The 26,021-nt window shown below is 62.8% G+C and carries 15 protein-coding genes; 8 read left to right on the top strand and 7 right to left on the bottom strand.

Annotated features, from left to right (window positions below; all coding sequences use genetic code 11):
* Positions 1-189 precede the first annotated feature (189 nt).
* The 3 genes from ASF27_RS03995 to ASF27_RS03985 form a co-directional block, all read right to left on the bottom strand.
* A complete protein-coding gene (locus tag ASF27_RS03995) occupies positions 190-2,220 on the bottom strand; it encodes a hypothetical protein (protein WP_056357956.1) in 2,031 nt (676 codons plus the stop codon).
* 50 nt (positions 2,221-2,270) lie between these two features.
* Complete coding sequence (gene flgK, locus ASF27_RS03990; protein WP_056357952.1) at positions 2,271-4,127, bottom strand: flagellar hook-associated protein FlgK; 1,857 nt, start codon at positions 4,125-4,127, stop codon at positions 2,271-2,273.
* A gap of 183 nt (positions 4,128-4,310) precedes the next feature.
* The gene (locus ASF27_RS03985; RefSeq protein ID WP_056303404.1) at positions 4,311-5,762 is read right to left on the bottom strand and encodes a flagellar hook-basal body complex protein; all 1,452 of its coding nucleotides are present in this window, start codon (positions 5,760-5,762) and stop codon (positions 4,311-4,313) included.
* Between the two features lie 218 nt (positions 5,763-5,980).
* Between ASF27_RS03985 and ASF27_RS22060 the strand changes: the two genes are divergently transcribed.
* On the top strand, positions 5,981-6,334 hold the full coding sequence (locus tag ASF27_RS22060) for a hypothetical protein (RefSeq protein WP_156368857.1): 354 nt from the start codon (positions 5,981-5,983) through the stop codon (positions 6,332-6,334).
* A 245-nt stretch (positions 6,335-6,579) separates the two neighbouring features.
* Positions 6,580-6,870: a hypothetical protein gene (locus ASF27_RS03980; RefSeq protein ID WP_056174657.1), complete on the top strand. Its 291-nt coding sequence runs from the start codon at positions 6,580-6,582 to the stop codon at positions 6,868-6,870.
* A gap of 1,153 nt (positions 6,871-8,023) precedes the next feature.
* On the opposite strand, the gene ASF27_RS22820 is transcribed toward ASF27_RS03980, so the two are convergent.
* Positions 8,024-8,353 (bottom strand): hypothetical protein, encoded by a 330-nt coding sequence (locus ASF27_RS22820; RefSeq protein ID WP_210166261.1) that lies wholly within the window; start codon positions 8,351-8,353, stop codon positions 8,024-8,026.
* Positions 8,354-9,052: 699 nt separating this feature from the next.
* On the opposite strand from ASF27_RS22820, the gene ASF27_RS21425 reads away from it, so the two are divergent.
* Both ASF27_RS21425 and ASF27_RS03955 read left to right on the top strand, forming a co-directional pair.
* Positions 9,053-13,009 (top strand): glycosyltransferase, encoded by a 3,957-nt coding sequence (locus ASF27_RS21425; RefSeq protein ID WP_210166260.1) that lies wholly within the window; start codon positions 9,053-9,055, stop codon positions 13,007-13,009.
* Between the two features lie 575 nt (positions 13,010-13,584).
* Positions 13,585-14,727: a GNAT family N-acetyltransferase gene (locus ASF27_RS03955; protein ID WP_056357937.1), complete on the top strand. Its 1,143-nt coding sequence runs from the start codon at positions 13,585-13,587 to the stop codon at positions 14,725-14,727.
* A gap of 493 nt (positions 14,728-15,220) precedes the next feature.
* Here ASF27_RS03955 and ASF27_RS03950 read toward each other — a convergent pair whose 3' ends face one another.
* Positions 15,221-16,264 carry an IS110 family transposase gene (locus ASF27_RS03950; protein WP_056357934.1) on the bottom strand — a complete coding sequence of 348 codons (1,044 nt, stop codon included), beginning with the start codon at positions 16,262-16,264 and terminating at the stop codon, positions 15,221-15,223.
* Positions 16,265-16,505: 241 nt separating this feature from the next.
* Here ASF27_RS03950 and ASF27_RS03945 point away from each other — a divergent pair, with 241 nt between their 5' ends.
* Both ASF27_RS03945 and ASF27_RS03940 read left to right on the top strand, forming a co-directional pair.
* On the top strand, positions 16,506-17,144 hold the full coding sequence (locus ASF27_RS03945; RefSeq protein WP_347379630.1) for an IS3 family transposase: 639 nt from the start codon (positions 16,506-16,508) through the stop codon (positions 17,142-17,144).
* A gap of 159 nt (positions 17,145-17,303) precedes the next feature.
* Positions 17,304-18,464, top strand: coding sequence for a sulfotransferase (locus ASF27_RS03940; RefSeq protein WP_056357930.1), 1,161 nt, complete (start codon positions 17,304-17,306; stop codon positions 18,462-18,464).
* Between the two features lie 235 nt (positions 18,465-18,699).
* Here ASF27_RS03940 and ASF27_RS03935 read toward each other — a convergent pair whose 3' ends face one another.
* Positions 18,700-22,533, bottom strand: coding sequence for a glycosyltransferase (locus tag ASF27_RS03935; protein ID WP_082478806.1), 3,834 nt, complete (start codon positions 22,531-22,533; stop codon positions 18,700-18,702).
* 658 nt (positions 22,534-23,191) lie between these two features.
* Here ASF27_RS03935 and ASF27_RS03930 point away from each other — a divergent pair.
* Both ASF27_RS03930 and ASF27_RS21420 read left to right on the top strand, forming a co-directional pair.
* Positions 23,192-23,884: a cephalosporin hydroxylase family protein gene (locus ASF27_RS03930; protein ID WP_244480916.1), complete on the top strand. Its 693-nt coding sequence runs from the start codon at positions 23,192-23,194 to the stop codon at positions 23,882-23,884.
* 6 nt (positions 23,885-23,890) lie between these two features.
* Positions 23,891-24,904, top strand: coding sequence for a glycosyltransferase family 61 protein (locus ASF27_RS21420; RefSeq protein ID WP_082478805.1), 1,014 nt, complete (start codon positions 23,891-23,893; stop codon positions 24,902-24,904).
* 92 nt (positions 24,905-24,996) lie between these two features.
* Here the strand turns inward: ASF27_RS21420 and ASF27_RS03925 are convergent, their stop codons facing one another.
* Positions 24,997-25,947, bottom strand: coding sequence for an FkbM family methyltransferase (locus ASF27_RS03925; protein ID WP_162238637.1), 951 nt, complete (start codon positions 25,945-25,947; stop codon positions 24,997-24,999).
* Between the last annotated feature and the right edge of the window lie 74 nt (positions 25,948-26,021).

Here is a 26,021-nt window from a genome sequence, read left to right as displayed (position 1 = left end):
GGTGCGGCCTGTTGCGAACTCCGATGTGAACGCCGCCCGGGTCCAGAACGATCGACGCCGGGATCGCGCGAACCGGACCGGCGGCCCGCGATACCGCAAGGGCCCGATGTGCGGGGCGAGTCCTGCGACCCGAGCCGTGAATGCCGAAGCGAACCAAGCCTGCCAGAAAGGCCGGCCCGACCCAGTCGCTCACGACAGGTAGTTCACCAGCGTCAGTTTCGAGAGCATCGAGGTCACCTGATAGCTCGCCTGCAACTGGTTCTGCATGGCCAAAAGTTTGGATGCGACTTCTTCGGTGGAGATCGAATCCGTGCCCGCGAGGGTGTTCTGCAGTTGCGCCTTGGTGGCGCCGTTCTGTGCCTTGGCGTTGGTGATCTGGGCCGCGGCGAGGCTGAGTTCGGTGGCGATCTGGGCGATGCCCTGATCGTCCTGTTTGGATGTGAGAACGGTGCGGACACGGTCGGTCAAGGCGGTGTAACGGCTCCGTTCGCTCAACGCCAAGGTCCGGTCCGCGGCCGAAAGGGTGGTGTCGTTCGGTTCCTTGGTGCTGGCGAAGCTCTCGCTCGCCAGGGCGGCGATGCCCGCCAGCGCGTTGCGGATGCCGGCCTCGTTGGCCTGCGCGCCGATGCCGATGGATTGGCCGCTGCTGACCTGGACGGTTGCCGTGCCACGTGGATCGGCGAGGCTCTCGTCGCCCGTGTACCAGATCACCGTCTTGCCGGCTGGATTGGTGGAGAAGCCGCCGGTGGCGGTGTCGACCCGGCGTGGGGCGAACGCGTCCGACTTCGAGCCCGCGAAGAAGTCCTTGGAGGCCAGGACGGTGGACGAGGCCGCGAGCGTCGTACCGGCGCTCGTCTTCACCGTGTCGGAAAGCGCCTTCTGGATATTCAGGGCCGTCGCCTCCGGGCTGGCGCCGATGGCGAAAACCGAAGGATCCTTGCTGTCCGCGACGGTTCTGGCCGTCAGCGTGATCGTCGTCGGGGTGCCGTCGCGCAGGCCGAGGGTCAGCGTGATGGTGTCGCCGTCCTTGGGCGGCGTGACGGCGCTGACCGTCAGGGAGGCGCTGGCAGGGGTACCGCCCGAGAGGGCCAGGGTCACGCCCGGGGGAGATTTGCTCTGGGCGGCGGCGATCCCCCTTTCCCCGACGGCCATCGTCAGGCTGGCGAAGCTTCCGGCCGTGTCCGGCCCGATCACGAACTCGTTGGCCGCGCCCGTTGCGACCGTGCGTGCCGTGTAGATTGCGACGGTTCGAGTACCATCGGGCTGCACGATGGTCACCGGGACCGACGCGCCGTCGACGGGTTGCGCGGCGAGACTTGCGGGAGCCGCCATCTGGCTCTGCCCGAGTGCCAACTTCAGCTTGGCGCCGCTATCGGTGCCGATCAGGAATTCGTTGGCTCCGAGGGCGGGGCCTGTCCGCGCCGTGTAATCGACGAAGGCTTGACTGCCATCGGGCTGGTTGACGCTGAGCCGCACGACATCGCCGTCCGTCGGCTGCGTGCCGAAACCGAGAGCCACCCTCGGCGCACTGGCCGCGTCCAGATTTTCGCTGAACGCGGCCTTATTGGAGCTGTCGATGCCCAGCAGGGTGAACCCGAAATTCGCGCGTCCGATCGCGCTCGCTCCCTCGGAGACCGTGACCGCCGCCGTCCCGGTGGCCGGAATGCTGAGGTTTCCCGTCCCGGTGATCCCGTCGGCGGCCTTGCGCTCGGCGATCATGGCGTTGAGGCCGGCCTTGGTGCCGTCGCCGTTGAGGATCTCGTCGGCTGAGATGACGGGTGGCGTATCTGTGGCGCGCCCTCCGAACAGGTAGGTTCCGGCGTAGTTCTGGTTCAGGGTATCGACGAACAGGTCGAGGTTGGCCACAGCCGTCTGGCGGGTGGTGTCGCGGGCCGAGGACGAACTCGTGTTGGTCAATCCCTCGGCGATGCCGCTCACCGTTGTCGACGTGACCTTGGACAGATTCTGCAGGCTGGCCGAACCGAGCGTGATGCGGTTGAGGGCGCCGGTGATGCTGGCGGCGTAACCATCGAGGCGCGCGACCTGGGCGTGTGCGCTCAAGCTCGTGGTACGGGAGGCACCCAAGCCGCCATAGGTCTCCGCCACCCGGCCCGTGGTCAGCTGGGTGGTGAGCGTGTCGAGCTTGTCCTTGGTCGCGAGCAGGCGCTGCGTGTTCAAGGTGGTGGTGTAGCTGCCGGCCGCGAAGGGCGTGATGGTCATGGGCGCGATCCCGGGAACGGAGGACGGACGACGTTGGGCGGGACCACGGCTCAGATCCGCAGGAGCGTGTCGAGCATGTCGCGGGCGGCCGTGAGCACCCGCGCGTTGGCACCGTAGGCGGTCTGGAGCTGGATCAAGTTGGCCATCTCCTCGTCGATCTTGACCCCGGATTCGCTGGAGAAGCGGCTCTGCGCCGTCGCGAGGGCGATCTGCTGCCCTTCGTCCAGGCTCTGGCTCGACGCCGCGTTCGCTCCCTGCGCGTCGATGATGCGCAAGGCGAAGTCGGCCACGTTGGTGGTGAAGGGCGCCCGCACGCCGCCGATGCCGGAAGCGGCCGAGAAGGTGTAGGGGCGGGTGATCAGCCCGTCCAAAATCCGTTGCGGACGCGTTGCGTCGCCGGACTGGGTCGTCGCCGAGGACAGCACCAGGGCGCTGGTGTCGGCCTTGATCGCCGGGTTGAGGGCGATGCGCTGGGCAAAGCCCGTCAGCTGGGAGCCGCCGTCGAAGCTGCCTGTGTAGAGGCCGTTGGCCCGGCCGGAATCGACGAACAGAGCGATCTCGGGATTGTTGCTGGGAGCTTTCGTTTCGCTCGCGGCGGACGGGATGGTGAGGGTCGCGCCAAGTGTGGTCACGGATGCCGTGCCTGCCACCGGCGTTGTGCCAAGCGCAATCGTGAGTTTGCCCGCCGTGACGGACGCGACATAATTCGGTTGCAGGGCGGCTGTGATATTCGCTGCCAGTGTCGCATCGCCGTTGATCGTACCAATGGGTTGGGCACCGGGCATTCGGAAGGCGATAGGCGCGGAACCATCGATATCGCCAGTTCGGAAGGTAGCAGTCCCGGTGTCCGAGGCGACGAGAACGATCTGAGAACCGTTCGCGAGACCCAGTGTGATCCGATTGCCTGCCTTCAACCCGTTTAGGTCGATGCCTGTGCTCGCAGCGGCGCTAACGGTCCTGTCCGTGGTCGATTGCGCCAGCCCGGCCGCCAATTCGTCGATCTGGCGCTGTGCCTGGACCAGGGTGTCGTCGCGGGCGGTCACGGCGGCCGCGAGGGAGCCCGAGCGCAGGGCGCCCGTGGCGATGAGATCGATCCGAGCGCCACCGGGTGTCGTTGCGGTGATCGTGCCGACGCCGCTCTTGCCTGCCTCCGTGGAATAGAGGGCCTCGGGGCTCAACACCGCGCGGCTGTCGAAGCCGAGCGATGCGGAAACGCCGTGATCGACCAGGGTGACGCCCGACTGGGTCATCACCGTGATCGAGCCATCGCCCACCTGGGTCGCCTGAACGTCCATGTACTGGGCGAGCTGGTTGATGGCCTGGTCGCGTTGATCGAGGAGATCGGGACTGGCACCGATGCCGTTGGCGGCGACGATCTTCACGTTGAGCTGTGCAATGGACCTGAGCAGGGAACCGGCACTCTTCACGTCGCTGGCGATCTGCGATTCCATCCCCGTGCGCAGGGTCTGGATGCCGTTGGCGATGGTGCCGATCCGGCTCGCGAGGGTCGCAGCGTTGCTGGCTACGGTGGCGCGTACGGAGCTCACCGTGGGATCGTTGGCGAGTGCCTGGAGGGACTGCGTGTATCCGTTGAGGACCCCATCGAGGGATGTGCTCGAACCGGGAACGCCGTAGAGCGCATCGAGCTGCGTCCCCACGTTGGCGGCAATGCTCGTATAGGCCGCGCCGGAGCTCTCCAAACGCAGTTGTTTCTGCGACGTGGCGTTGAGAATTCGCGAGACATCGCCGCTGTTGATGCCCGTTCCGTCGTTCTGGGCAACGGAGGACTGGACACGCTTGACGTAGCCGACCGTGTTGACGTTGGCGATGTTCTGCGAAACGACGCCGATCTGGGCCTGCATCGCCTGCAGGCCGGCCGTGGCGGTGTTGATCGCGTTCAGCGACATCGATTCGGGCCTTCCCCTCGCGCGAGGTCCTGAAGCGGGCGTGCAGGGTGTTCGTCCTGCGGCCGGGTGCCCCTTGCGTCCCTAATCTGCTCTGGAAAGTGAGGCAGAAAACGTTCGCAGGGGCGGCGTTCCTAGAAAGATGACTTGGATGGTTGATGTTTCGTTTTCATCTTAATATCGATGTTAGCGAATGATATTGATCAGGTCGCTCATCATGGTCTGCGCCGTCGACATCACGCGGGTGTTGGCTGAGTAGGCCTGCTGCGTGACGATCATTTTCGAGAATTCGGCCGCGATGTCGGTGTTCGACTGTTCGATCTCGCCACCCACGACGGACGATCCGTTGAGGCCGGAGATCGGCGCGCCGGAATCGAGGGTCTGGGTGTAGGTCCCGTTGGTGTCGCCCTTGAGGGCGTCGGCGTTCTTGAACTGCACGATCCCGACCTGGGCGAGGGCCGCCGAGTTGCCGTTGGAATAGGTGCCGGTGATCTTGCCGTCGCTGGTGACCGAGAGCGAGGTCAGGGTACCCGACGCGTAGCCGTCCTGCTGCACCGTGTCGGTGCGGACGCTTCCTTCGCTGGTGGCGTACTGGGTCAGGGCGCCTGCGGCGATGTTGAGGCCGACATTGCTGAGTTTGACCCCGTCGACGGTAAGGTCGGGGATGATCGGGGCGGTCGGCGACGTGAGCTGGCCGCTCTTGAAGGTGAACGCTTGGCCGACGTTCTGCCAAGCGTCGTCCGCGGCGCCGGCATTCGAGTTGCCGAGGTAGAACAGGTTCCACACGTCATCGGTTGCGGGCTTGGCCGGCGCAGCGGCGATGGGTGGCGTCGCCGTCGGATCGGCCGTCACGGCGGCGGTGGCCGCGCCTCCGTTCTGGACCTTGGCCCAACGCATCTGAACGGTCATCGGAGCGCCGGAATCGGTATAGGCGGTGAGCGAACCCCCGGAGAGGGTGTCGTTGAGGAATTTCGTGGCATCGCTTCCCTTGATCGGCGTTCCCAGGGCGGGGGCCGCCGGATCGGTGAGAACGGGGGTGTAGGCCCCGGATGTCAGGGTCTTGAGCAGTGCCGAGTCGGCATTGCCCGCGACGGCATTCTTGGTCGACGGCGTCATCGGCAGATTGGCGCCGTAGGCAATGCTCGTCGTCGGTTTGGCGGCAAGCGATGCCGTCGAGATCTTGATGGGGCCGGTCCCGGTGGTCTGTCCGGTCCGGGGGTCGAGACTCTGGCCGGTCAGGTAACCGCCGGCCCCGTTGACGAGATAACCCTGGTTGTCGGATTTGAAATCGCCCCGGCGGGTGAAGTACTGGGCTGCGGAAAAGCTGGCTTGACCCGCCGCGTCGCCGGTCTTCGTCTGAACCGTGAAGAACCCCTGCCCGCTCAGGGCCATGTTGGTGTCGATCCCGGTGGAAACCAAGCCGCCCTGAATGGTGTTGGTCAACCGTGAGAAGGCGCCGACGGAGCCGGAGACCTGCTTGTTCAACGGCTGCTCGGCGATCATGTCGACGAAGTTCGTATCGACCCGCTTGAACCCGGTTGTCTGCGAGTTGGCGATGTTACCCGAGATGTTGTTCAGCGAGTACGACTGGGCCTGGAGGCCCGACACCGCGGTTTGTAGCGCACTGAAAATGTCCATGGTCGGCCTTGGGGTCCGCGAGATCGGTCATACCTGGGTCAGCAATCCGTATGCCGTCGGTGTTGTCTCGGAAAATCAATGGCTTAGGTCGTATCGTTCGTCCCGTACGGCGCTGCGCCCCGGCAAGTCTTGCCGATGCGACGGCGGTTTATGCCGGCCCCTCGGCGACGTCGAATGTCCGATATGCTACGGGTCCCGGCAGCGTGAGGTTTACGGAAATGCGTGCTGTCCTTCTGGTCGCGGGCCTGCTGACAGGCTTACCCTTGGGTGCTTCGGCGCAACCCGATCCGAGTCCTCATAAGCCGAGGCCGTCCGCGCCTCGGCTCGAAACCGCCACGCCGGACGCGCCGTCCACGTCATCGGAGGAAGCGCAGGCGCGGCGTGATCGCGCCGAGGCGGAGCGCAAGGTCCGCGAGAAGGCCTTCGACGATCGCGTTCGTCGCGCGACCTCGTCCATCTGCAGCAATTGTACGACGGGTCCGACTCCGCGTCGTCGTGTCCGCGAGCAGGCAGCGCCGGAACCGCGCGATCCGATGTTCGATCCCGCGGAAGCGCCGCCGATGCCGGACTGAGTTTACCGTTGACGCTGTGGGGCGTCATCGCTGCCAACCTCGATCTCGGTGGACCGGCATGGGTCTCAGGACGAATGGTCCTGCCCGGCGCCGTGCCGAGCGAACGGATACCGATATGACCACCCTGTATGCAGGGGCGGAAGCGCAGCCGCCTCGGTCCTTTTCTCTGCCTCTTGAGGTGAGGAGCAGGGAGCTTCGAACCTGCAGGGAGGCTGCGCCGCGTGAGGGCAGAAAGGGTTGGGGCGATGGCAGGCGATCTGTTTCACGAGAACTGGCGTCACGAACAGCGTGCCGATGGGCTCTATGTGATCATCGAAGAGATTGGTGGGCTCGGTGCGCTCGGCCCGTTTCCCGACGCGGAAGCCGCTCGGATCGGTTTCGCCCGCTACTTCCTCGGGCTGGATCTCGCACCGCCCTCTGCGCCCGTTCTGCCGAAGGCCGACACGGTCTCCGTCGCGGACAGGCGATCGCACGATGCGTCTGTGGATGACGGCCGCACGCGTATCCTCGATATGCGCGATGGCGAAAATCGGTGACCGCGGTGACGGATGCGAGGTCGGCTACGTGACTGTATGGTCATAAGGCCATTGATTCTGGCGTGACCCACCCTGTACCCCCAGAGAAGTGAGCGCTGCGTTCTGCTTGACAACCAACGGACGATGAAAAATGCCTATGCATTAGGCTGCGGCCACGCCCGCTTGGGGTAGGATGTGTGATCGATCCGCGCGGGGGTGCCATCCCATCCCGCGGAATCGTCACGATGCCGTAGGGGTATCGTCATTGCTGGTTGTTCGGGGGCAGGCGGGTCCCGGCGGCTGGAAGTTCAACCGTGCGACTGCTGGACATTCTGACGTAATGAAATCAATCAAAGCCTTGTTCGGCACCCGCACGCGGCACGACAGCGACCTCTCGATTCAATCCGACTACGATCTTCTTGCACGCAGCGGGTTGTTTGATCGGGGCTACTATCTCCGTGAGAACCCGGATGTCGCCGAGAATGGGGCGGATCCGATCCATCATTATCTCACCATCGGCTTCGTCGAGGGGCGTGAACCCTCAGCGTTCTTCGATGGTACGGGTTACCGGGAGGCGGACCCCGCGATCAAGAGCGAGGGTATCAACCCTCTCGTCCATTGGTTGCGCTCGGGTGCAGCTGAAGGGAGGCCGGCCCCCGTACGCATGGGTCGGTCGCCGATCTCTGGTGAAGTCCGGTCGGATTACGCCTTGGTCGCCCGCAGCGGTCTTTTCGATATCGGCTACTATCTCGCGGCCAATCCGGACGTTGCTGCCTCCGGGGAAGATCCCATCGTCCATTATCTCCAATTCGGATATCTCGACGGACGCGAACCATCGGCATTCTTCGATGGAACCCGCTATCGCACCCAGAACAGAGACGTTCGCGACGCGCGCATCAATCCTCTGGTCCATTGGTTGCGCCTCGGTAGCGCCGAGGGACGCGTAGCGCCCGTCCGCACCGCTCCGACCCTTGCGCGGCCGGGTACCGATTACGCGCTCGTTGCCCAGAGCGGGATGTTCGACGTCGGCTACTATCGGAGGGCGAATCCCGATGTCGCGGACAGCGGCATGGATCCGATCCTCCATTACATCACTAACGGCTTCTCTGAAGGACGGGAGCCGTCTGAATTTTTTGACGGCCAGACCTACGCTGAACGTTATCCTGACGTCCGCTCAAGCAATCTCGCCCCGCTCGTCCATTGGATGCGCGTTGGACTTCACGAAGGCCGTTTTGCACCGATCCGAAGTAGCGAAGGCGTCAGCCCCGGGACCGATTACGATCTTGTCGCCCGTAGCGGCCTGTTCGATGCCGCGTTCTACTTGAGAACCTATCCGGAAGTGGCCGCAGCCGGGTTGGATCCCGTCGCTCACTACCTGCGTAGCGACCATGCGGATGGGCTTCAGCCCTCGGCATTCTTCGACGGCGCCGCGTATCTCGCCCGGCATCCCGAGATCGCAGCGGCGGGCGTGAATCCACTGGTGCATTGGTTGCGAGTTGGTCACGACGAAGGCCGTTCCGCACCCGTAGCCGTTGGCCCGTCAGGACAGCACGGTCCTGGGTCCGATTATGATCTTGTGGCCCGCAGCGGCTGGTTCGATGAGGCATACTATCTCACGCAGAACGCCGACGTTGCCGAGGCCGGTTTGGATCCGGTGGCGCACTACCTGACGGGAGGTTATCGCGAGAATCGTGAGCCGTCCGCGTTCTTCGACGGACGTGGCTATAGTGCACGCTACCCCGATGTGGCGGCGGGAGCCATGGCCCCGCTCGTCCATTGGCTTCGTATCGGTCGTACGGAGGGGCGTCATCCACCGATCCACGTCCTACCGAGCCCAGGTCACGACTCCGATTATGCCCTGGCAAACGGAAGTGGGCTGTTCGATCGTGCATACTATCTTTCGCAGAACAAGGATGTTGCCGAAGCCGGTCTCGATCCGGTGGTTCACTACCTCGCTTCCGGTTTTCGAGAGAACCGAGAGCCGTCTGGGTTCTTCGACGGGTGTGGTTACAGCGCCCGCTACCCCGACGTTGGGCTCGCAGACACTGCGCCCCTGATTCATTGGTTGCGCATCGGTTTGGCCGAAGGCCGCGATGCTCCATTCCACAGCGGGATAGCCGAGCCGGAAGGCGGCTCCGATTACTACATCGCGATCCGAAGTGGTTTGTTCGATCGAGCGTACTACTTGCGGGAGAATCGAGATGTGGCGGAGGCTGGCCTCGATCCCGTCGCACATTACTTAACTTCGGGTTTTCGCGAGAATCGCGAGCCTTCGGGGTACTTCGACGGAGGTGGTTACCGCGCGCGCTACCCTGACGTAGGCCTCGCCGATATCGCGCCCCTGATTCACTGGTTGCGTATCGGGTTGGGTGAAGGTCGCGACGCACCGATCCGCGCCCTGACCGACGTCGGAGCCGGGATCGGCTCGGACTATGACGTTGCGGTGCGCAGCGGATTGTTCGACCGGTCCTACTACTTACGCGAAAATCCTGACGTCGCCGCGGCTGGGTTCGATCCGGTGGCACATTACGTCACTTCGGGTTTTCGTGAGGGACGCGAGCCGTCGGAATTCTTCGATGGACGTGGCTACCACGCCCGTTATCCCGATGCTGTGGATACCGCGCCCCTGGTGCATTGGGTACGCGTCGGCCTCGTCGAGGGGCGGCGGCCACCATTGCGCGGCGCCCTACCGCCCGGTGCTGGTATCGCCTCCGACTATGAACTCGTCGCCCGAAGCGGCCTGTTCGATGTGGGCTATTATCTGCGCACCTATCCCGACGTCGCCGCCGACGGCATGGATCCCATTGCCCATTACCTCACGAGCGGGCACCTCCAGGAGCGCGAGCCGTCGCTGTTCTTCCACGGCCAAACCTACCTGGAGCGCTACCCCGATGTCCGCGCCAGCGCGATCAATCCCCTCGTGCATTGGTTGCGGACAGGAACCCTTGAGGGACGTGAGGCACCCCTGAACCCCCGCGGGATCGGTCAGCAACTTAGTCTGCGCGACTTGTGCGAGCCCACCCGTTCAGAGGCCACCGCCGGCCTGTCGGACCCGGCGTTTCGCCCCAGCGTGGTGACGCCGGCCTTCAACACCGAGCCTTCCTATCTCCAGGAACTCTTTCAGACCCTGCTGAATCAGAGCTACATCGGCTGGCGCTGGATCATCGTCGACAACGGATCCGAGCGGCCCGATACGCTGCGAACCCTGCGCCGGATCGCGGCCGCGGATCCCCGCGTCACCGTGGTGTTCGCCGAGCGCAACCTCGGCATTGCCGGCGGCACGAATCGCGCCATCGCCGAGGCCGACGGGACGCACGTCGCGCTCGTCGATCACGACGACCTGCTGCCGCGTACCGTGTTCGAGGCGATCTGGAAGGCGATCGAGGCCGAGCCCGAAGCGGACCTCGTCTACACCGACGAGTGCAAGATCTCGGACACGGGCGAACTCTACGACGTGGTTCTGAAGCCCGGCTGGTCGCCGGTTCTTCTTGAGAACACCATGTATCTCTCTCACCTTTCCGTCTATCGCCGGGACTTTCTCGCGACCGTGGGCGCGTTCCGGCCGGACTTCGACGGCACTCAGGATTACGACTTCGTCCTGCGCGCCTCCCGCCATGTCGAGAAGGCGATCCACGTGCCGGTGATCGGCTACGTCTGGCGCGCGTCGCCGACCTCGACGGCGACGTCGATGACGACGAAATCCTACAGCGTCGGGCGCCAGGAGGCGTCGCTCCTCGAATTCGCCCGGCAGCGCGATCCGGAGGCGTCCGTCTCGCCCGGCTTCGGCGATGGATTCTGGCGCACGCACTACACCCTGCCGGCCGCGGCACCACTTCTGTCCTACGTGATTCCCACGGGGGCGGGGTCCAGGATGGTGCGGGACCGGCGCATCAATCTGATCCTGAACTGCGTCCGGAGCTTCGAGAACACGGAGTTCTATCCGAACCGGGAATACGTGATCGTCCACAACGGCGATCTTTCCGATGAGCAGAACGCGCAACTCGCCGAGACGCCGGGTATTCGCCTGGTGCATTACGAGGACCGCTCCCTCAACATCGCGCGGAAACTCAACATCGGCGTCGCCGCCGCCGCGGGTGAATTCGTTTGCCTGCTGAACGACGACGTCGAGGCCGTGACGGCGCGCGGCGGCGAGGAACTCGTCGCTTTCCTGCTCGCGCATCCGGATGTCGGCATGATCGGCCCCCTTTGCCTGTTCGAGAACGGCACCGTTCAGCACAACGGAGTTATCCTCCTCGAACAGGGGCCCTCACACGCGGGGCTGTTCGTCGCCCCGAGCCATGCCGGCGCCACGGGCAATCTCCTGCAGTGTCGGCGCGAGGTGTTCGGCGTCACCGGGGCCATGGCCATCGTGCGCCGCGCCGATTATCAGGCGCTCGGCGGCTTCGACGAGCGCTTCCCGCTCAATTACAACGACGTCGATTTCTGCCTGCGCCTGCGCGAATCCGGCCGCACCTGCGTCGTCGATCCGGGCGTGCGGGTCTATCATTACGAGAGTGCCTCGAAGACCGGCACCTATCGCTGCGAGAAGGAAGCGCTCTACGCCCGCTGGCCGGGCTTGCGCGACCCGTACTTCAACCCGGGCTTCGACCAGCGCGATCCGACCTACCGTGTGCTGCTTCGGCCCGAGCGGGCCCCCGTCGAGACGGACCCGGCCGCGTTCGAGAATTGGCTTGATCGCCATATCGCCTGGCGCATCCGACATTACCCAACCTCCGGCGCGATCCGGTTCACGCTCTGCGTGCCAGTCTACGACCAGCCGGCCGCCTTCCTGGAGGAAATGCTGCAATCCTGCCTATTGCAGACCTACACCAACCGCGAGATCGTCATCGTCGACGACGGATCGACCCGGCAGGATACCTTGATCTGGCTCGCCAAGGTCGAGGCCGCGGGCCATGCCCGGGTGATCCGGCACGAGGCGAACACCGGCATCGCCGGCGCCAACCGGACCTGGCTCGCCGCGGCCGAGGGCGAGATCCTCGTACCCCTCGACGCCGACGACTACCTCACCATCGACGCGCTCCAGGTGATGGCGCACTGGATCGAGCGCTTCCCCGAGGCACGGGTGTTCTACTCGGACGAGTTCAAGTCCAATCCCGCCTCCGCCAAGGCGAGCCCGTTCTTCAAACCCGCCTTCGATCCGTTTCTGTCTGCGAACTGCTGCTATCAGACCCATCTCATGGCTTGGCGGCGCGACTTCCTCGTCGAGATCGACGCGTACAGCGATGATCGCGCGACCTGGTGCCACGATTGGGATGCCATCGGCCGGGCCTGGGCCGTCGGGCATGAGCCCGTGCATGTGCCGGAACTGCTCTACGCCTGGCGGATCAATCCCGGGTCGACGGCCTCGGCGGAGACCGGGGACAAGCCTGCAGCGGTGGCCTCACAGAAGTTCGTCCTCGATCGGTTGGTCGAGGCACGCGGGCGGTCGGGCGATGTCGCCGTGCGTTCGAACGAGAGCGGCCAGCACACCGGCATGTGGTCGCTGAGACCACGGCGCACCCTCGACAGCGTCATGAATCTCTGTGTCGAGGAGGCTTGGCGAGACGGCGGGGCTGTGTTGCGGGCCGCTGCGAGCACGGACGCCGAATGGCTGTACCTGCATACCGGGGCGTCACCCGTTGAGGCCGATCTGCTGGAGCTCTCGGCCCTCGCCCTGTGGGACGAGCGCCTCGACGTCGCCTCGGGTCTGCTCACCGATGCCACGGGAACCCTCATCACGTGGTCCGGGGCGTTCTTTTGCCCGGACGGGACGGTGCTCGACCCAAATCTCGGCCGGACGTTCGACGGCTCCTATCACGGGCAGATCCATACCCAGCGCTGTGTCGACGTTGCCGCACCGACCAACGTCGTCATCCGGATCTCGGCCCTGCAACGGGTCCTCCGCACGAGCGGCGACGCCCTGACCTCCGACGAGCTCATGATTCGTCTCGGACTCGACGCGGTCCACAACGCCCGGTTCGTTGCGGTCACGCCTTACCTACGAACGGTGTGGAAACCGGCACCCGGCCTCATTCTTCCAGTCGACCGGACAGGCCTGTTGGCTGGGCTCGAGGAGCGACTGCTTGCTAGCCGTTGGTACGATTCACGGCTCAGTCCCGAGCGCCCCTATGGGATCGAGCCCGAACGTTGGAGGTGCTGAACATGCGGGCCCACGATCGCGTGCGGCGTTGCGATCAGTCTGCGGTCGGGCGTCTGTCGGTCAGGCCCATCCGATGAATCCATCGCCGCCAGCGTACCTGCTGTTACGGCAAAACCGTCGATCAGCAGGACGCCTTTTCGCGAGGCGGAGCATCAGTGATCGTCGATGGATATCGGCATTGGGGGGAGCAAAAGTCCGCCGCCTGACGGCTGGCGGCCGCACCTACGAACGCCGGCCCCCTCAGCCCAGCGGCACCGCCTTGGGTATCGGCTACGACGCGCAGGCGAGCGACCGCTGGATCGGCACCGGCAACTCGCTTTTGCGGCGCAATACCTGTCTTCCCAAGGCCGACCCGTTCGATCCGCGCCTCAGTCGCTCGGGGGGCGAGGATTACGACCTGTACGTGCGCCGCGACCGCCCCGGTCGCCGCATGGTCTGGTGCAACTCAGGCTGGTCGGCGCCCTCTGGGCGGTCGCGCGCCTGCGCAACGCTCCCGATACGGGCGCGCGCCGGCTCAAGGTCGCGCAGGTCGCCGGCAAGCTGCTTTGATGGACAATGCCGAAGGGGCATCGCTGATGGACGAGTTGACCCTCCGCATCTATCCGTCGGTGCGCGCCGCTGCCACGGATCTCGAGACGCCTGGCCTGGCGGGCTACGCCTTCGCGCGTCACGCTTGGCTCCAGGCCTGGGCCGATACCTTCGGCGCACAGGCTCACATAGAACCCGCCATCGTCGTGATGGCAGATGCGCGCATCCAAATGGTCCTGCCCCTCGGCATCACTCGGCGGAACGGCCTGCGCACGTTGGAATTTCTCGGTGGGATCGTCACCGACTACAACGCGCCCGCTATCGATCCCGACTTCGCCCGCAGCCTCGACGCCACGGCCGTGCAAGCTCTGTGGCGCCGGATCACTGCCGCCCTGCCGTCCCACGACGTCGTTTGCCTGACACGGATGCCCGTAACCCTGGACCCGCCCGAGGGAGCGGCCGGGGAGCGGGTGCCCAATCCCCTCGCCCTTTTGCCGGGCGTCAACGCTGCCGGGCAAGCGCGAAGCGTGACGTTCCCGGACAGATACGAAGCGCTGACAGGGACCCTGCGCCCGAGATTCTGGGCCGACACCCAGCGCTGTCGCCGCCGACTCGCCGAAGTGGGACCCAGTGCCTTCGTCGTCGCCGACGATGACGCCGGCATGCGGGCGCTTATCGTCTCGCTGAAGCGGATGAAGTCGCGGCGATGGCGTGAGACCCACTCCAAGGATTGGTTCGCCGTCCCGGCCTTCTCCGATTTCTACGACGCCATGGCCCGGATCGACCTTCCGGAGGGGCGAATCCACGGGAGTTCGCTCAACGTCTCGGGCACGGCCGTGGCAGCGCATCTCGGCCTCGTCTATCGCAGCCGCTTCTATCTCCTCCTGATCGGATGGGAGGCGGACGGCTGGCGCCGTTTCAGTACCGGACGCCTCATGACCGAGACTCTGCTGCGCCAGGCCTTCGACGACGGCCTGCGAGTTTTCGACTTTACCGTCGGCGAAGAGGCCTACAAGGACGATTGGGCCAACGCCCTGATGCCGCTGGTCCGCTACGACGAGGCCATTACCGCCCGTGGTCGCTTCGCAACGGTCCTGATGACAGCGCGCGACAGATTGCGAGCCCGCGCCACGCAGGTCGCGTGGCTCCGCAGGATCGTGCGCCGGTTGGCGGGCCGGCCGCTCGCATGACCGGTTTCGATACGATCCAGGATGCGGAGGGTAGGCCCCTGTGATTGGCCCGGGGTGGCGCCCTGGGCCGGAGGGTGATCTGGCCCGACACCCGGCGGGCGACGACCCTTCCTAGAACCCCGATTGAAGCATTTCATCGCCGCAGCTTGGCAACAATCTCTTCAACCGTATGCTTCTTCCGTCCCATGATGACACCCTCCTCATGGCGCAAAGCCATATGTGGAACGGCCCTGCGGACAAGAGCGCTCAGCAACAGATCCCCCACCGCGAACGGTGCAGTCATATGTCCGGCCTTTGGGCGCGGTCATAGACCGCTGGCCTCGATGGAGTCCGCGAGGTGAGTGGCAGATCATACCTGCGCGCTCGGAAGCGCATCGGCTTTGGAGGCCTGTCTCACTTCGAGGTAACGTCCCGTCGGGTCTCATCGCTGCTGTTGCACACCTTATCCCTGCCCGGCAGCGGTCCGCCGGTCAGCTCTGTCCGGTCGTTGCCGTCAGGCGCCCATTGCGCTCGATGCAGCGAGACCGGGGTTCCGATAATGGCTACCCTTCGTGAGGAGAGCCCAGACGATGCGCGCCGTCTTGTTGGCCAGCGCAACGGCGGCGACCTTCGGAGGACGACGCGACAGGAGCGCCTGCAACCACGGCGAAGCTTTGCCACCATTGCGCGCGTGGCGCAGGACTGTGGTCGCGCCCAGAATCAGCAAGGTTCGCAAGGTCGGATTGCCCATCTTCGAGATCCGGCCCAGACGCTCCTTGCCTCCGCTGGAATGAGCGCGCGGTGTCAGGCCAAGCCAAGCTGCGAAGTGCCGTCCCGAGACGAAGCCACTTGGATCAGGGACGAGGGCCTTCAGCGACGCTGCCGAGATCGGTCCGATACCAGGGATCGCCGTCAGCCTCCGGAGATCCGCATCCTCCCGTGACTGGGCTACAATCTCGCGGTCCAAGCGGTGAAGGCACTCATTCAACGCTTCGATGTGATCGGCCAGATCCCTAAGCGCCTGCCGCGCGATGACCGGGAGCCGCGCATCGTCAGGGTCTCTGACAATCTCCATCAAACCGGCAACCCGGCTGAGCCCCGTGCCGCTCACGATACCCAACTCCGACAGGTGAGCCCGCAACGCGTTCACCGCCTGGTTCCGCTGGCGTACGAGCAGGTCACGTGTCTTCAGCGCCATGGCGGCGGCCTGCTGCTCGGCCGTCTTGACCGGCACGAAGCGCATGGTTGGGCGGCTCACCGCTTCGCAGATGGCTTCGGCATCGCCGGCATCGGTCTTGCCGCGCTTCACGTAAGGCTTGACGTAGCTCGGGGGCATGAGGCGCACCTGATGGCCAAGTCTTGCGATCTCACGCGCCCAGAAGTGAGCACCACCGCACGCCTCCATCCCGACGAGGCTGGATGGCAGCTTGGAAAAGAACGTCAGCACCTGCGAGCGACGCAACTGCCGCCTCACCACTCCGGCGCCCTCCAAGGAGATCGCGTGCACTTGAAAGATCTGCTTGGCCAGATCGAGGCCGACGACGTGGATCTTAGACATGTTCGGTTCCTCTGCGTTCGAGAACTGATCCGGAATCAAAACCCAGATCAGCGCTGCCGCAAGCAGAGCCGTTCCACACCATCATACCTCGGGGAGGACCACTTTTCGGCTCTTCGCCAAGTTTAGTGGATCAGGCTGCGAGGAGGAACCGTCGTCGTAAGAGGTCGAGATTGGCGCGACCGTACATGGCGCGCTTCAAGAGCTTGNTCTTAGACATGTTCGGTTCCTCTGCGTTCGAGAACTGATCCGGAATCAAAACCCAGATCAGCGCTGCCGCAAGCAGAGCCGTTCCACACCATCATACCTCGGGGAGGACCACTTTTCACGGGGCAGGCCAAACCGGCAGTTCAAGGCCGCGTGCCCGAACAGATCGTGGGTCGCGGATTTTACCTACCTGGTAACCCGGGGCGGTTTCGTCTACGTTGCCTTCGTGATCGACGTCTTCGCGCGCCGAATCGTAGGCTGGCGTGTATCGCGCTCCGCCCGGGCCGACTTCGTGCTCGATGCCTTGGAGCCGGCCCTGCACGAGCGCCGCCCCTCCACCGGTAGCGGCCTTGTCGGTCATTCGGATCACGGCTCGCAATACGTGAGCATCCGCTACACAGAGCGCTTTGCCGAGGCCGGCATCGAATCCGCCGTCGGTAGCGCCGGAGATTCCTACGATAATGCGCTCGCCGAGACGGTAATCGGCCCGTTCAAGGCCGAGGTGATCCATCGGCGCGGACCATGGCGATCATTCGAGGCCGTCGAGTATGCCACCCTCGAATGGGTGAATTGGTTCAATCACCGCAGGCTGCTCGAACCGATCGGCAACGTGCCTCCCGCCGAGGCAGAAGCGCGCTACTTGACCAAGGCCGAGGCACAAGCCTTGGCCGCCTGACCCAAACCAAATGGCCTCCGGGAAACCCGGAGCGGTGCAGTGGCGTTTGGCCTGCCACCGTCTGAGCCTTGGCTCAGTTCGGGCAGGCGCTTGGGATCGTTCAAGAGCACTGGTATCGGTGAACAGGATCCCAACCCGGGATGGTGAGGTGAGTGTGGAATGAGCGTGACGGGATCCGGATCTGAGCGCCCGCGGCGGACCCTCGTCCTCGTGATCGGGATGCATCGCAGCGGGACGTCCACCGTGGCGGGAGCGCTCGGCGTGCTCGGAGCGACTATGCCGGCCAAAGGGCTTGGTCTCTCAGACGACAATCCAAAGGGGCATTTCGAACCGAAGGAAATCGTCGCCCTGCACGACCGGGTGCTGGCATCGGCTGGCATGCATTGGTGGGATTGGGACAGGTTTCCCGACGCTTGGTACGATTCCCCGGCCGCGCAGGAATTCATCGATGAACTTGTCGACATTGTGCGAGCGGAATTCGGGGACGCCCCGGTTTTCGTCGTCAAGGATCCGCGCACCTGCAAGCTGATGCCCCTATGGCGGCGCGTTGCGGCGATCCTCGACCTCGACGCCGTGGCTGTCCTACCGTTCCGCCACCCCGACGAGGTGGCGCGTTCGCTGCACGCCCGGGATGGTTTTCCCTTGCCCAACACCCTGATGACATGGCTGCGCTACGTCCTCGAGGCGGAGCGTGAGAGCCGTGGGATGCGCCGGGTTTTCCTCCGTTACGAGGATCTTCTGGCGGACGGCCGGTCGGTGATGCGACGGGTGGTCGACACCCTGCAATTGCCCCTCCCCCGTTTGTCGGAAGCAGACCTCGCCGCGCTTGATAGGTTCATCGATCCTGATCTCAGGCGGAGCCGGGCCGGGTCCGGGAGCATCGACCATCTCCACCCATGGCTTCAGGACGCCGTGACATCCTACGTGCGGGAGCTGACACCAGCGCACGAACGAGCTGGGCAGCAGCCGGTCTCCGTGGTTCTGGATCAGACCCATGCAGCCTTTGCAACAGCCTGCGCCGCGTTCGTACCGGCTTTGCACGCAACGAATAAAGGGTTCGAGGACGCCCAGGGCCGAAATATGTTGATCCCTGGCCTCCAGGCGGAGCGCGATGCGGCACAAGACTTGGCTCGCAGCGCAAACGCGAAGTGGGCCGAAGCAGAGGCCCGGATCGCAGCCCTGCTCATTGAGGGCGCTGAGGTCGCCGAATTGCGAGCGGCGTTACAGGCCAAAAACGATCAGATTGGTCGATTGGAATCGGCGATTCAGCAAGCCAAATCCAAGGACGCCCCCCCGCGGCGGTGGTGGCAACGCCACTGATGCGTTCTTTTAGCACGCCCAAAATGTTGCCTATGAGGGGGATTGGACAAGCGCCATGTTTAGCGCCCTAAGTTTATCAGGCACATGTAGATGAGCATATAAAACCTGAGGTTTTGTGTATGTGGGACAGTGGAGAATAATTCGTTTAACTTCCATAAAATCGATCACTATAGTTCATATACAGTACTGAATACCATTTAATTCTATCGTTAGGTGCCCTATTTTTGAATCATGTTTAGTTTTTAGGCGTTGTATTAATTTGAGCGCCTACCTCCGAAACGACGATGCGTTCGTATAGCTTCAGCAAGTCGTTTCCTTGATCCGCCGTGGTCCGTTCCGAACTGCGAACGGCCGACGGGCTTTGGCTGAAGCGCACAGGATCGTTGTTGATGCAGACTAGGACGTCACGCAGGGAGTCAGGCGATTCGACATCGATACGGAACCCGTCGACCTTGTCGGTCAGATCCGCTCCAATGGCACCCCTATCGCTCGCAACGACCCAAAGTCCGGCAGCACGCGCTTCTCGGGTCACAAGGCCATAGCTTTCCGGCCACAAGGAAGGCGCGAGTAAGACGTCGAGCTCGGCGTAGAGCTCGGCGATGGAGTCCTGCGGCTGTCGCCCGATGAGACGAACCGGTGTGCTCCCCCAGATCTCCGTGGACGTTTCCCCAGGCGCTCGCGCGTGATCGACAAGCGTGAGATCAAGGTTTGGAAAGGCTCCGGTCCGCAGGACGGATTCGATCAAGGTTGCGCCCTTGTGCGTTGTCCGACCACCAATCTGTCCGAGGCGCACGCGTCCCGCCGGACCCGGACGCCGCGGTACAAAAGCCATCACCGGGACCCCGTTCGACACAGCGACCGTTCGGGGATGTCCGGCCGCACGATAAAGACCGGCGAAACTCTCCGAGACGGCGATGAGAGCGTGTGCAGCATCGAGCAGGTCTCCGAGCTTCCTGCGCCGACTCAAAGAAGCGATCGGGTCGAGGGAGCCGTTCGTGGCGTCCATCAACGGATCTGCCGATGGCGCATGAACGCGTCCATCCGCATCGACGAGAAACTGAAAATCCGAGATCCACCACGCGTCGTGGAGCGTGACAACATAGGGAATGCCACGCGCCCGAACGGCTTCCACCACGGTACCGGTGAGGTGCTGCACGCAGTGAACGTGGACGAGATCGGGATCGAAGCGATCCAAAAGTTCGTCGAAGGGCTCGCGCATGCGCGTGTCGAACGGTTGCCAACCACCATGCTCACTCTGAAGTGGCGCGATCCGGTACACCGGTGCGCCACGGTAATGGTCGATGCGCGTGCTGTAGGCCGGGTGAGCGCCATCGTCAGCCGCCGCGACCGCGAATTCGAAACGGTCAGCGGCATGATCGAGAAAGTGATCCAGGTTGTCCCGAACGACGCGCGTCGCCCCACCCACGAGTTGCGGGGGAAAATAGACATTCAGAATGAGAACACGCGGCTTTCGCCCAGCGACCGGCCGGTAGGTTCTCGGGCGAGGCTGAGCGGTTCCCATAAGATTGGGGGGCTCAGGCCGCGGCGGCGGCAGTGCATGGGTAAGAACCGCGACGGCCTGATCCAATCCGTACTCGCGCAACGCTTTCAGACGAGCCCGCTCCCCGATTGCCCGCCGCAGAGTATGATCGATGATCAACCGGTCGAGGGCCTGAAGCCAATCTTCGGGCGTATCGGCGAGCACCGCGTCGACCCCATCGCTGAGTAATTCCCGGTAGGTGCGCGTCCCGGAAACGATCGACGGAACCCCGCACATGGCGGCTTCCAACCATTTGATCTCGCTCTTGGCGTCCGCCATGGGGCTGCGCATGAGCACCGCAAGATTGATATCGGTGGCGGAAAGGACGTCCCAATAGGACGCCACGTCCCCACAAAAGCCGAGTTGTCGAACTTGGCCCGCAATCGCGTCAAACCGTGCGTCGAGGTGGAGGTAGCCGGCGATCACGAGCCGCACATGCTGATGGCGGGCTAAAATTTCCAACAGGGCGGGGGCAAGGAGGACGGTGAAATCCCGGTTATGGGCTTTCGTCCCCGATCCGTAGAAGAGCGTCACGGAGCCCTCGGAGAAGGGGGCCGCCCGTTGTGCGAGGAAGGGTTGGTTGCGCTGGTCGAGCCCATTGCGCAGAACGTGACAGGATCCTTGACGAAGATGCGGCCGCATGGCGTCCGCTAGGGCAGGTGTCGATGCAAATCCGGCGTCGCACAAGCCTAGGGCGTAACGGAACAGCGGTACGCCATACTGCAGTTCGATGTAATCCTGTTCGGATATCTGCCCCTCAAAACTGTCGAACGGATCAGGGTAATGTCGCGGGTCGAACAGCAGATCGTCGATTTCATAAAACGTCGGTAGCCCGAGCGCCTTTGCGTAAAGAATTGCATGCAAAACCGCGGGAAAGGCTGCGACTCGATAGAAGATCACCGCAGACGCCGAGTCGAGGCTCGATCGGCATCGATCCGCCTCGTCCTGCTTGAAAAGTTCGACGGTCCATCCGCCATGCTCGAGCTGCCGACATTTCTGCACCACGCGGTAGTGGTCGCACTGGGGGAGGTCGCGATTGGCAACGACCACGATCCGGCCGTTGCGAAGTGGCGGAAGTCGCCCCGGTAAGGGGTCGACGGTTGCAATGACCCCCGTCAACCGGTCGAGACAGGCGGTAAGGCGATCGTCGGCCTCCTGTCGCCGGCCGAGCGCATAAAGGGCTTTTGCGTCCCGGCTGATGCTGGCGAAGACAAGCGCGACGGTCTGATGCGCAGCGATCCGCCATTCTGGTGCACCACGGAAGGTTCTGGCCGATCGTTCGATCCGGTCGAGTGCCTCCTCGGATGCATGAGGCTTGGCAGCCAGTCCCAAAGCGGCGTGAATATGGGTCCACAAGCCCGCCCCAGGGAGATTGGCCGCTGCCGCATAGTCGGCTGTCGCTTCACCATCGCGGCCGAGTGCTCGCAGCGCTTCGGCGCGTTGGTGTAGGAGCAATGGGTCCGAGGGAGCGGCGGCAAGTCCGTGCCCGGCGGCCGTCAGGGTCCTATCGTGATCGTTGCGGATGAGATGATAGTTGGCGATCTGTCCAAACAGGCGAGCTGCACCGGCCCTGCGCACGACTCGATGATGCTCGACAAAGCCGCCGGCGACGAAATGTGCGAGGGCAGCGAACCGACCCGCGGGAAAAGGCTTCTCGCTGAAAGCTTGGCTGGCATCATAGGCTACGTCATCGAAGCAGTCGGGGAACGTGTCCTCACCGATCAGTTGAGCCAGAGCGCTTCCTTCGCTGCCTGGAACGTCATCGACGATCCCGAAACTCAGCCAATCGCGATAGAGTTCGACATCACCCAAGGACGCCTTGTCGGGAAACTGCGAGCGGTAGAATCGTGGATCGAACTTGGCCTTCATGGACATGGGCGCCAATCGTTCGACCCCCTGTTCCAGGAACAATCGGATCCCCTTCAGGCGTGAAGACGGCCGATGGGGAAGCCAGCTCGCATTCAGGATGGAGAATTCGTAGAGCATGAAATGGTCAAGAACGGGCTCGGGCAAAACACCGGCGGCGGCGGCGGCCCCGCGGATATTGGCAAGATCCCGCTCGCCGGCCTCGTTCCGCCGACGGCGATAGGGGCGGCCCTCAGACCGACCATGGCGCAGAAAATGCTCCTGCAGTTCCCAGGGTGCGACCTTATCGAAGAGGTCTCCGTAGAGCCGGCGGTAATGGCTCGGAATGAAATCGTCCGGAAGCCGCCCGAATTCTTCTTCGAGTCGTCCGATGAGCACGCGCGGGTTCGGCGCTCGCCCCTCCAGGTGACCGAACTGTAAGAAATGCTCGATCAGGCCGCCATCCGGAATCTCGGATAGGTCGTGGTAGTAGCGCTGATAGAATGCCGCGTCGAAGTCGTCTGGGAGGGCGTACGCCCGACCCTCCCCGCGACCAAAACGCAGGTAGTGTTCCGCGAGCGCCCAGTCCTCTCGTATATGAGAAAGATCACCATTGAGCTGACGATAGCGTTCAGCATGGAAATCAGTTGGTAGTTGCCCAAGCTCAGAACTCAAGGCGTCCATGAGAGCGGATGCATGCGGGTAACGTCCCTCCCGACGACCATGCGCCGTGTAATGCTTTAGCAACGCACGGGGGGTCGAAACATTCGATAGATCCGAATAATATGTGCGGTAAAACTTATGATCGAAAATTTTTGAATTGGTTTTGCCGACCCGAGAACTTTTGCGAAATAGCCGCCTAACGAACATGCAATATTTTCCGGGCGTGTCTAAGAGCTGACTTGAGGGCGGTTTGCTGTCCTTACATTGCCATCCCTATCATGTGACGGCGGACCAATCACCCACATACCGCATGGATCAGGGTATCGGCTTCGTTCGCTCTATCGTCGATTCCTGTAGCACGTTGGCCTAACACCGGGTACCGAGCGAGACCATAGGAATTGGGTTCACAAGCGATAGGGGGAAGGGAAGCGCATGGCGTCGAAGGCACGCTTCGTACCATCAGCTCCGGATGATTGAGCAATCCCGCCGCAGGGCATTGCGGTTCCAGGCCCGAGGACGAAATCGGCCCGGCCCTGAAATTGCTCCGATCTGCCACGAGCAAACGGGTATAAATTCGATAAACCGCGTTCCCCATCAACAGAAGAGGCGGGGATCCGACGACAAACAAACTACTGACGGACGACCCGCTCGCGCAGTGCCCGAACGAGCGTACGAGTCCATGATACAGCCGGAGCCCGAACGCCACATGTCCTTGTACGAAATCTTTCTCTCCAATACCGGTCGACCAATCCACAAATCGGGGCACTACTTCTTCGCCTATGAGCGCCATTTCGGTCGCTATGTCGGCCAGCCTGTAACATTTCTTGAGATCGGCGCCGGGAATGGCGGCTCGTCGCAGATGTGGAAACGTTGGCTCGGGCCGCTTGCACGTATCGTCACCATCGACATCAATGATGTTTGCCGACAGTACGGTGACGAGCAAGTCGCCGTAAGGATCGGTGATCAGTCCGACCCCGCTTTCCTGCAATCGTTGATCGATGAGTTCGGTGTTTTCGATGCCGTACTCGACGATGGCAGCCATCACATGGCGCATGTCACGGCGACGTTCGAGTTTCTCTACGAGCGTATCGCCGCCAATGGTATCTACATGATCGAGGATATGCATACCGCATACTGGCCGGATTACGGCGGCGGTCGTAACGATCCACGGTCCATGGTCGAACGTTTCAAAGGGCTTATCGACGATCTCAATGCGGATCACGTCAAGGACGGCACCGTGGCCCCAAGTGCCTTTACGCGACAAACAATCGCAATGACTGCCTACGACAGCATTCTTGTTTTCGAGCGCGCGCCAATGATTAATAAATTTATGAAAATGATCGGCAACGAATCGCTTCGCGTCAACTATTGAGTTCCCATGAGCCTCCTCCGATCCTGCACGAGCTTATGGGGTACCGCGGAAATTATCGGCCTCGAACCGGACGTCTCCGTCGTGCAGGACGGATTCTACTTACCGTACACCCATGGTCAGGCTTGGGGGTTGTTCGCACAGGACGGAACCCCCATCGCCGCGGCGACGGATTATCGTGAACGGACGCATATCCCGCCGGACCAACGTTTGGAGACCAGCCTCGCCGCGGAAGACATCGCGTGTGAGGCCCCCCATGGAGCATACATCTACGGTGGACGTATCAACCCGCATTTTGGGCATTTCTTGATCAACACCCTCCCGCGGTTCTGGGCCATGGCGCGCATTCGTTCGCCCCGGACTCCGATCCTGTGTCATGGACCTGGAACGCCGGCTGAATGGTTCGGCGTGCCTTTCATTGCCGCCGCCTTCGGTCTGCTCGGTCTATCGCCGCGGGACTTCGTAAATTTTCACGAACCTACACGCGTCCACTCTGTCGTCATTCCAAGTACGAGCTTGGAGGAACAATCCGCGGGCTATCAGGTCTATGGCGACATGTGCCGCAAGATGGGTGCCCGTATACGGGCCACGAGTTCTGTTAATCAAAACCCCACACCGATTTACTATTCGAAGACCAGGCTAATGTCAGCGGTAGGCCGGATCACCAATGAGCACGAAATCGAGACGGTTCTCGATCAGGCAGGTGTCGAAATCGTCTATCCGGAGACCTTGAGTTTCGTTGATCAAATTCGCTTGATGTCGTCACGCGAGCGTATCATGGGGTCTGCAGGTTCATTCTTGCATGCCAGTATCTTCTGCCCCAACCGTCGTATCACATGCCTCAATGTTACGGAGCAGATCAATACCAACTACTTGCTTATTGATGGATTGGCTGGAAACACCTCGACCTACCATTATCCCCCGGCCCTGCAGGTTTTGGAGCAGCAGGCCAATTTCCTCACCCTGCGATATCTACCCGACGCTTCTGATGTTGCTCGGGAAATGCTGGAGCTTATAAACTAGAGCCCAAAGTAATCAGGCTTAGTATATGCGGGTTTGACTGGTGATATTTTTGTGATTATTGCTGACTTTACAATGATATTCGGTTGTGCAGACTATCTGATCTTTGCTTGTATACGAGCGAGACCATGGCGGGCCATTTCCTCATGCTCCGAACGTGCAACGCAGAGATAATTCATCACCCGTGCACCAACGTTCTCCGAGAACCATTCAGCCGCAGACGATCCCTGGTACGGGATTAGCCGCAGGTTCTCGTCATCGATTGCAGAGACACGGTAGCCGTGCGCTGCCAGAATTGCATAGCAGGCGGCGAAGTTCTCATGCCCTTGAACCTCCAGAAACAGGGTGGGCTGAGCTGCCAATGTCTTGCGAGCTCCGGCTAAAGCCATAGCCTCAACGCCTTCGACGTCGATTTTGATCAGATCGAGCTTCGCAAAACCGTGTTCCGCCAGGATCACGTCGAGCGGCGCCGCCGTCACGATCTCCGTCCTTATGGGGAGCCAGTCCGGCCGGTTCTGCGGAGCGTTCAATGACGATCCCGTATCAAGGATGTCTGGCCCCCAGGCGACATGCAGGGACAGCGTACCGAGCGCGTTCGAGACGGCGTAGGGGGCAACTTTCAGTTTCGGGTAGCAACCATTCGCCACGAGATTCATGAACAATCGCGCACGCACGGCCGGATTCGGTTCGATGGCGATCACCGATGCATTGGGGGCAGCGACCTGCGCCGAGATGCCGAACAAGCCCGTGAATGATCCGACATCGGCCACGGCTGCCGAATGTTTCGCGATGGCCAGCCACGCAGCGACGCTGGCCGCTTCATAGGCATCCGGTCCGAACGCGTGGTAGACCATGGCAACGCCGTCGTCGTTGCTCGAAAACATCGTCAGGTCGATCTCGTCGACCTGCACGTGTGTCCACCCGAAATAGGGATGCGTGCCGCGAAAGTCGTGTCCCGCCTGATCATGCTGGCTGGCGGGACGGTAACGGTAGCCCGGCTGGACCCATGGCCTCGCAGCCAGAGAACGAGCGTTCAGTCCCGCCATGGCGTCGGCGCGCGTTTCCGATGACATCAGGTGCCCCTAAAGTTGTAGCGGACGGAAATCACCCGAGGCGGTCT

Source organism: Methylobacterium sp. Leaf102 (assembly GCF_001422425.1).
GTDB lineage: Bacteria > Pseudomonadota > Alphaproteobacteria > Rhizobiales > Beijerinckiaceae > Methylobacterium.
Note: the sequence above shows the minus strand (reverse complement) of the source record. Positions and strands in the feature narration are given on the sequence as shown.

What these genes read in the sequence shown, in the direction of transcription:
- ASF27_RS03995 (WP_056357956.1), bottom strand. Translation starts at nt 2,220, where the DNA reads ATGACCATCACGCCCTTCGCGGCCGGCAGCTACACCACCACCTTGAAC.
- flgK (WP_056357952.1), bottom strand. Translation starts at nt 4,127, where the DNA reads ATGTCGCTGAACGCGATCAACACCGCCACGGCCGGCCTGCAGGCGATG.
- ASF27_RS03985 (WP_056303404.1), bottom strand. Translation starts at nt 5,762, where the DNA reads ATGGACATTTTCAGTGCGCTACAAACCGCGGTGTCGGGCCTCCAGGCC.
- ASF27_RS22060 (WP_156368857.1), top strand. Translation starts at nt 5,981, where the DNA reads ATGCGTGCTGTCCTTCTGGTCGCGGGCCTGCTGACAGGCTTACCCTTG.
- ASF27_RS03980 (WP_056174657.1), top strand. Translation starts at nt 6,580, where the DNA reads ATGGCAGGCGATCTGTTTCACGAGAACTGGCGTCACGAACAGCGTGCC.
- ASF27_RS03955 (WP_056357937.1), top strand. Translation starts at nt 13,585, where the DNA reads ATGGACGAGTTGACCCTCCGCATCTATCCGTCGGTGCGCGCCGCTGCC.
- ASF27_RS03950 (WP_056357934.1), bottom strand. Translation starts at nt 16,264, where the DNA reads ATGTCTAAGATCCACGTCGTCGGCCTCGATCTGGCCAAGCAGATCTTT.
- ASF27_RS03940 (WP_056357930.1), top strand. Translation starts at nt 17,304, where the DNA reads ATGAGCGTGACGGGATCCGGATCTGAGCGCCCGCGGCGGACCCTCGTC.
- ASF27_RS03935 (WP_082478806.1), bottom strand. Translation starts at nt 22,533, where the DNA reads ATGGACGCCTTGAGTTCTGAGCTTGGGCAACTACCAACTGATTTCCAT.
- ASF27_RS03930 (WP_244480916.1), top strand. Translation starts at nt 23,192, where the DNA reads ATGATACAGCCGGAGCCCGAACGCCACATGTCCTTGTACGAAATCTTT.
- ASF27_RS21420 (WP_082478805.1), top strand. Translation starts at nt 23,891, where the DNA reads ATGAGCCTCCTCCGATCCTGCACGAGCTTATGGGGTACCGCGGAAATT.
- ASF27_RS03925 (WP_162238637.1), bottom strand. Translation starts at nt 25,947, where the DNA reads ATGGCGGGACTGAACGCTCGTTCTCTGGCTGCGAGGCCATGGGTCCAG.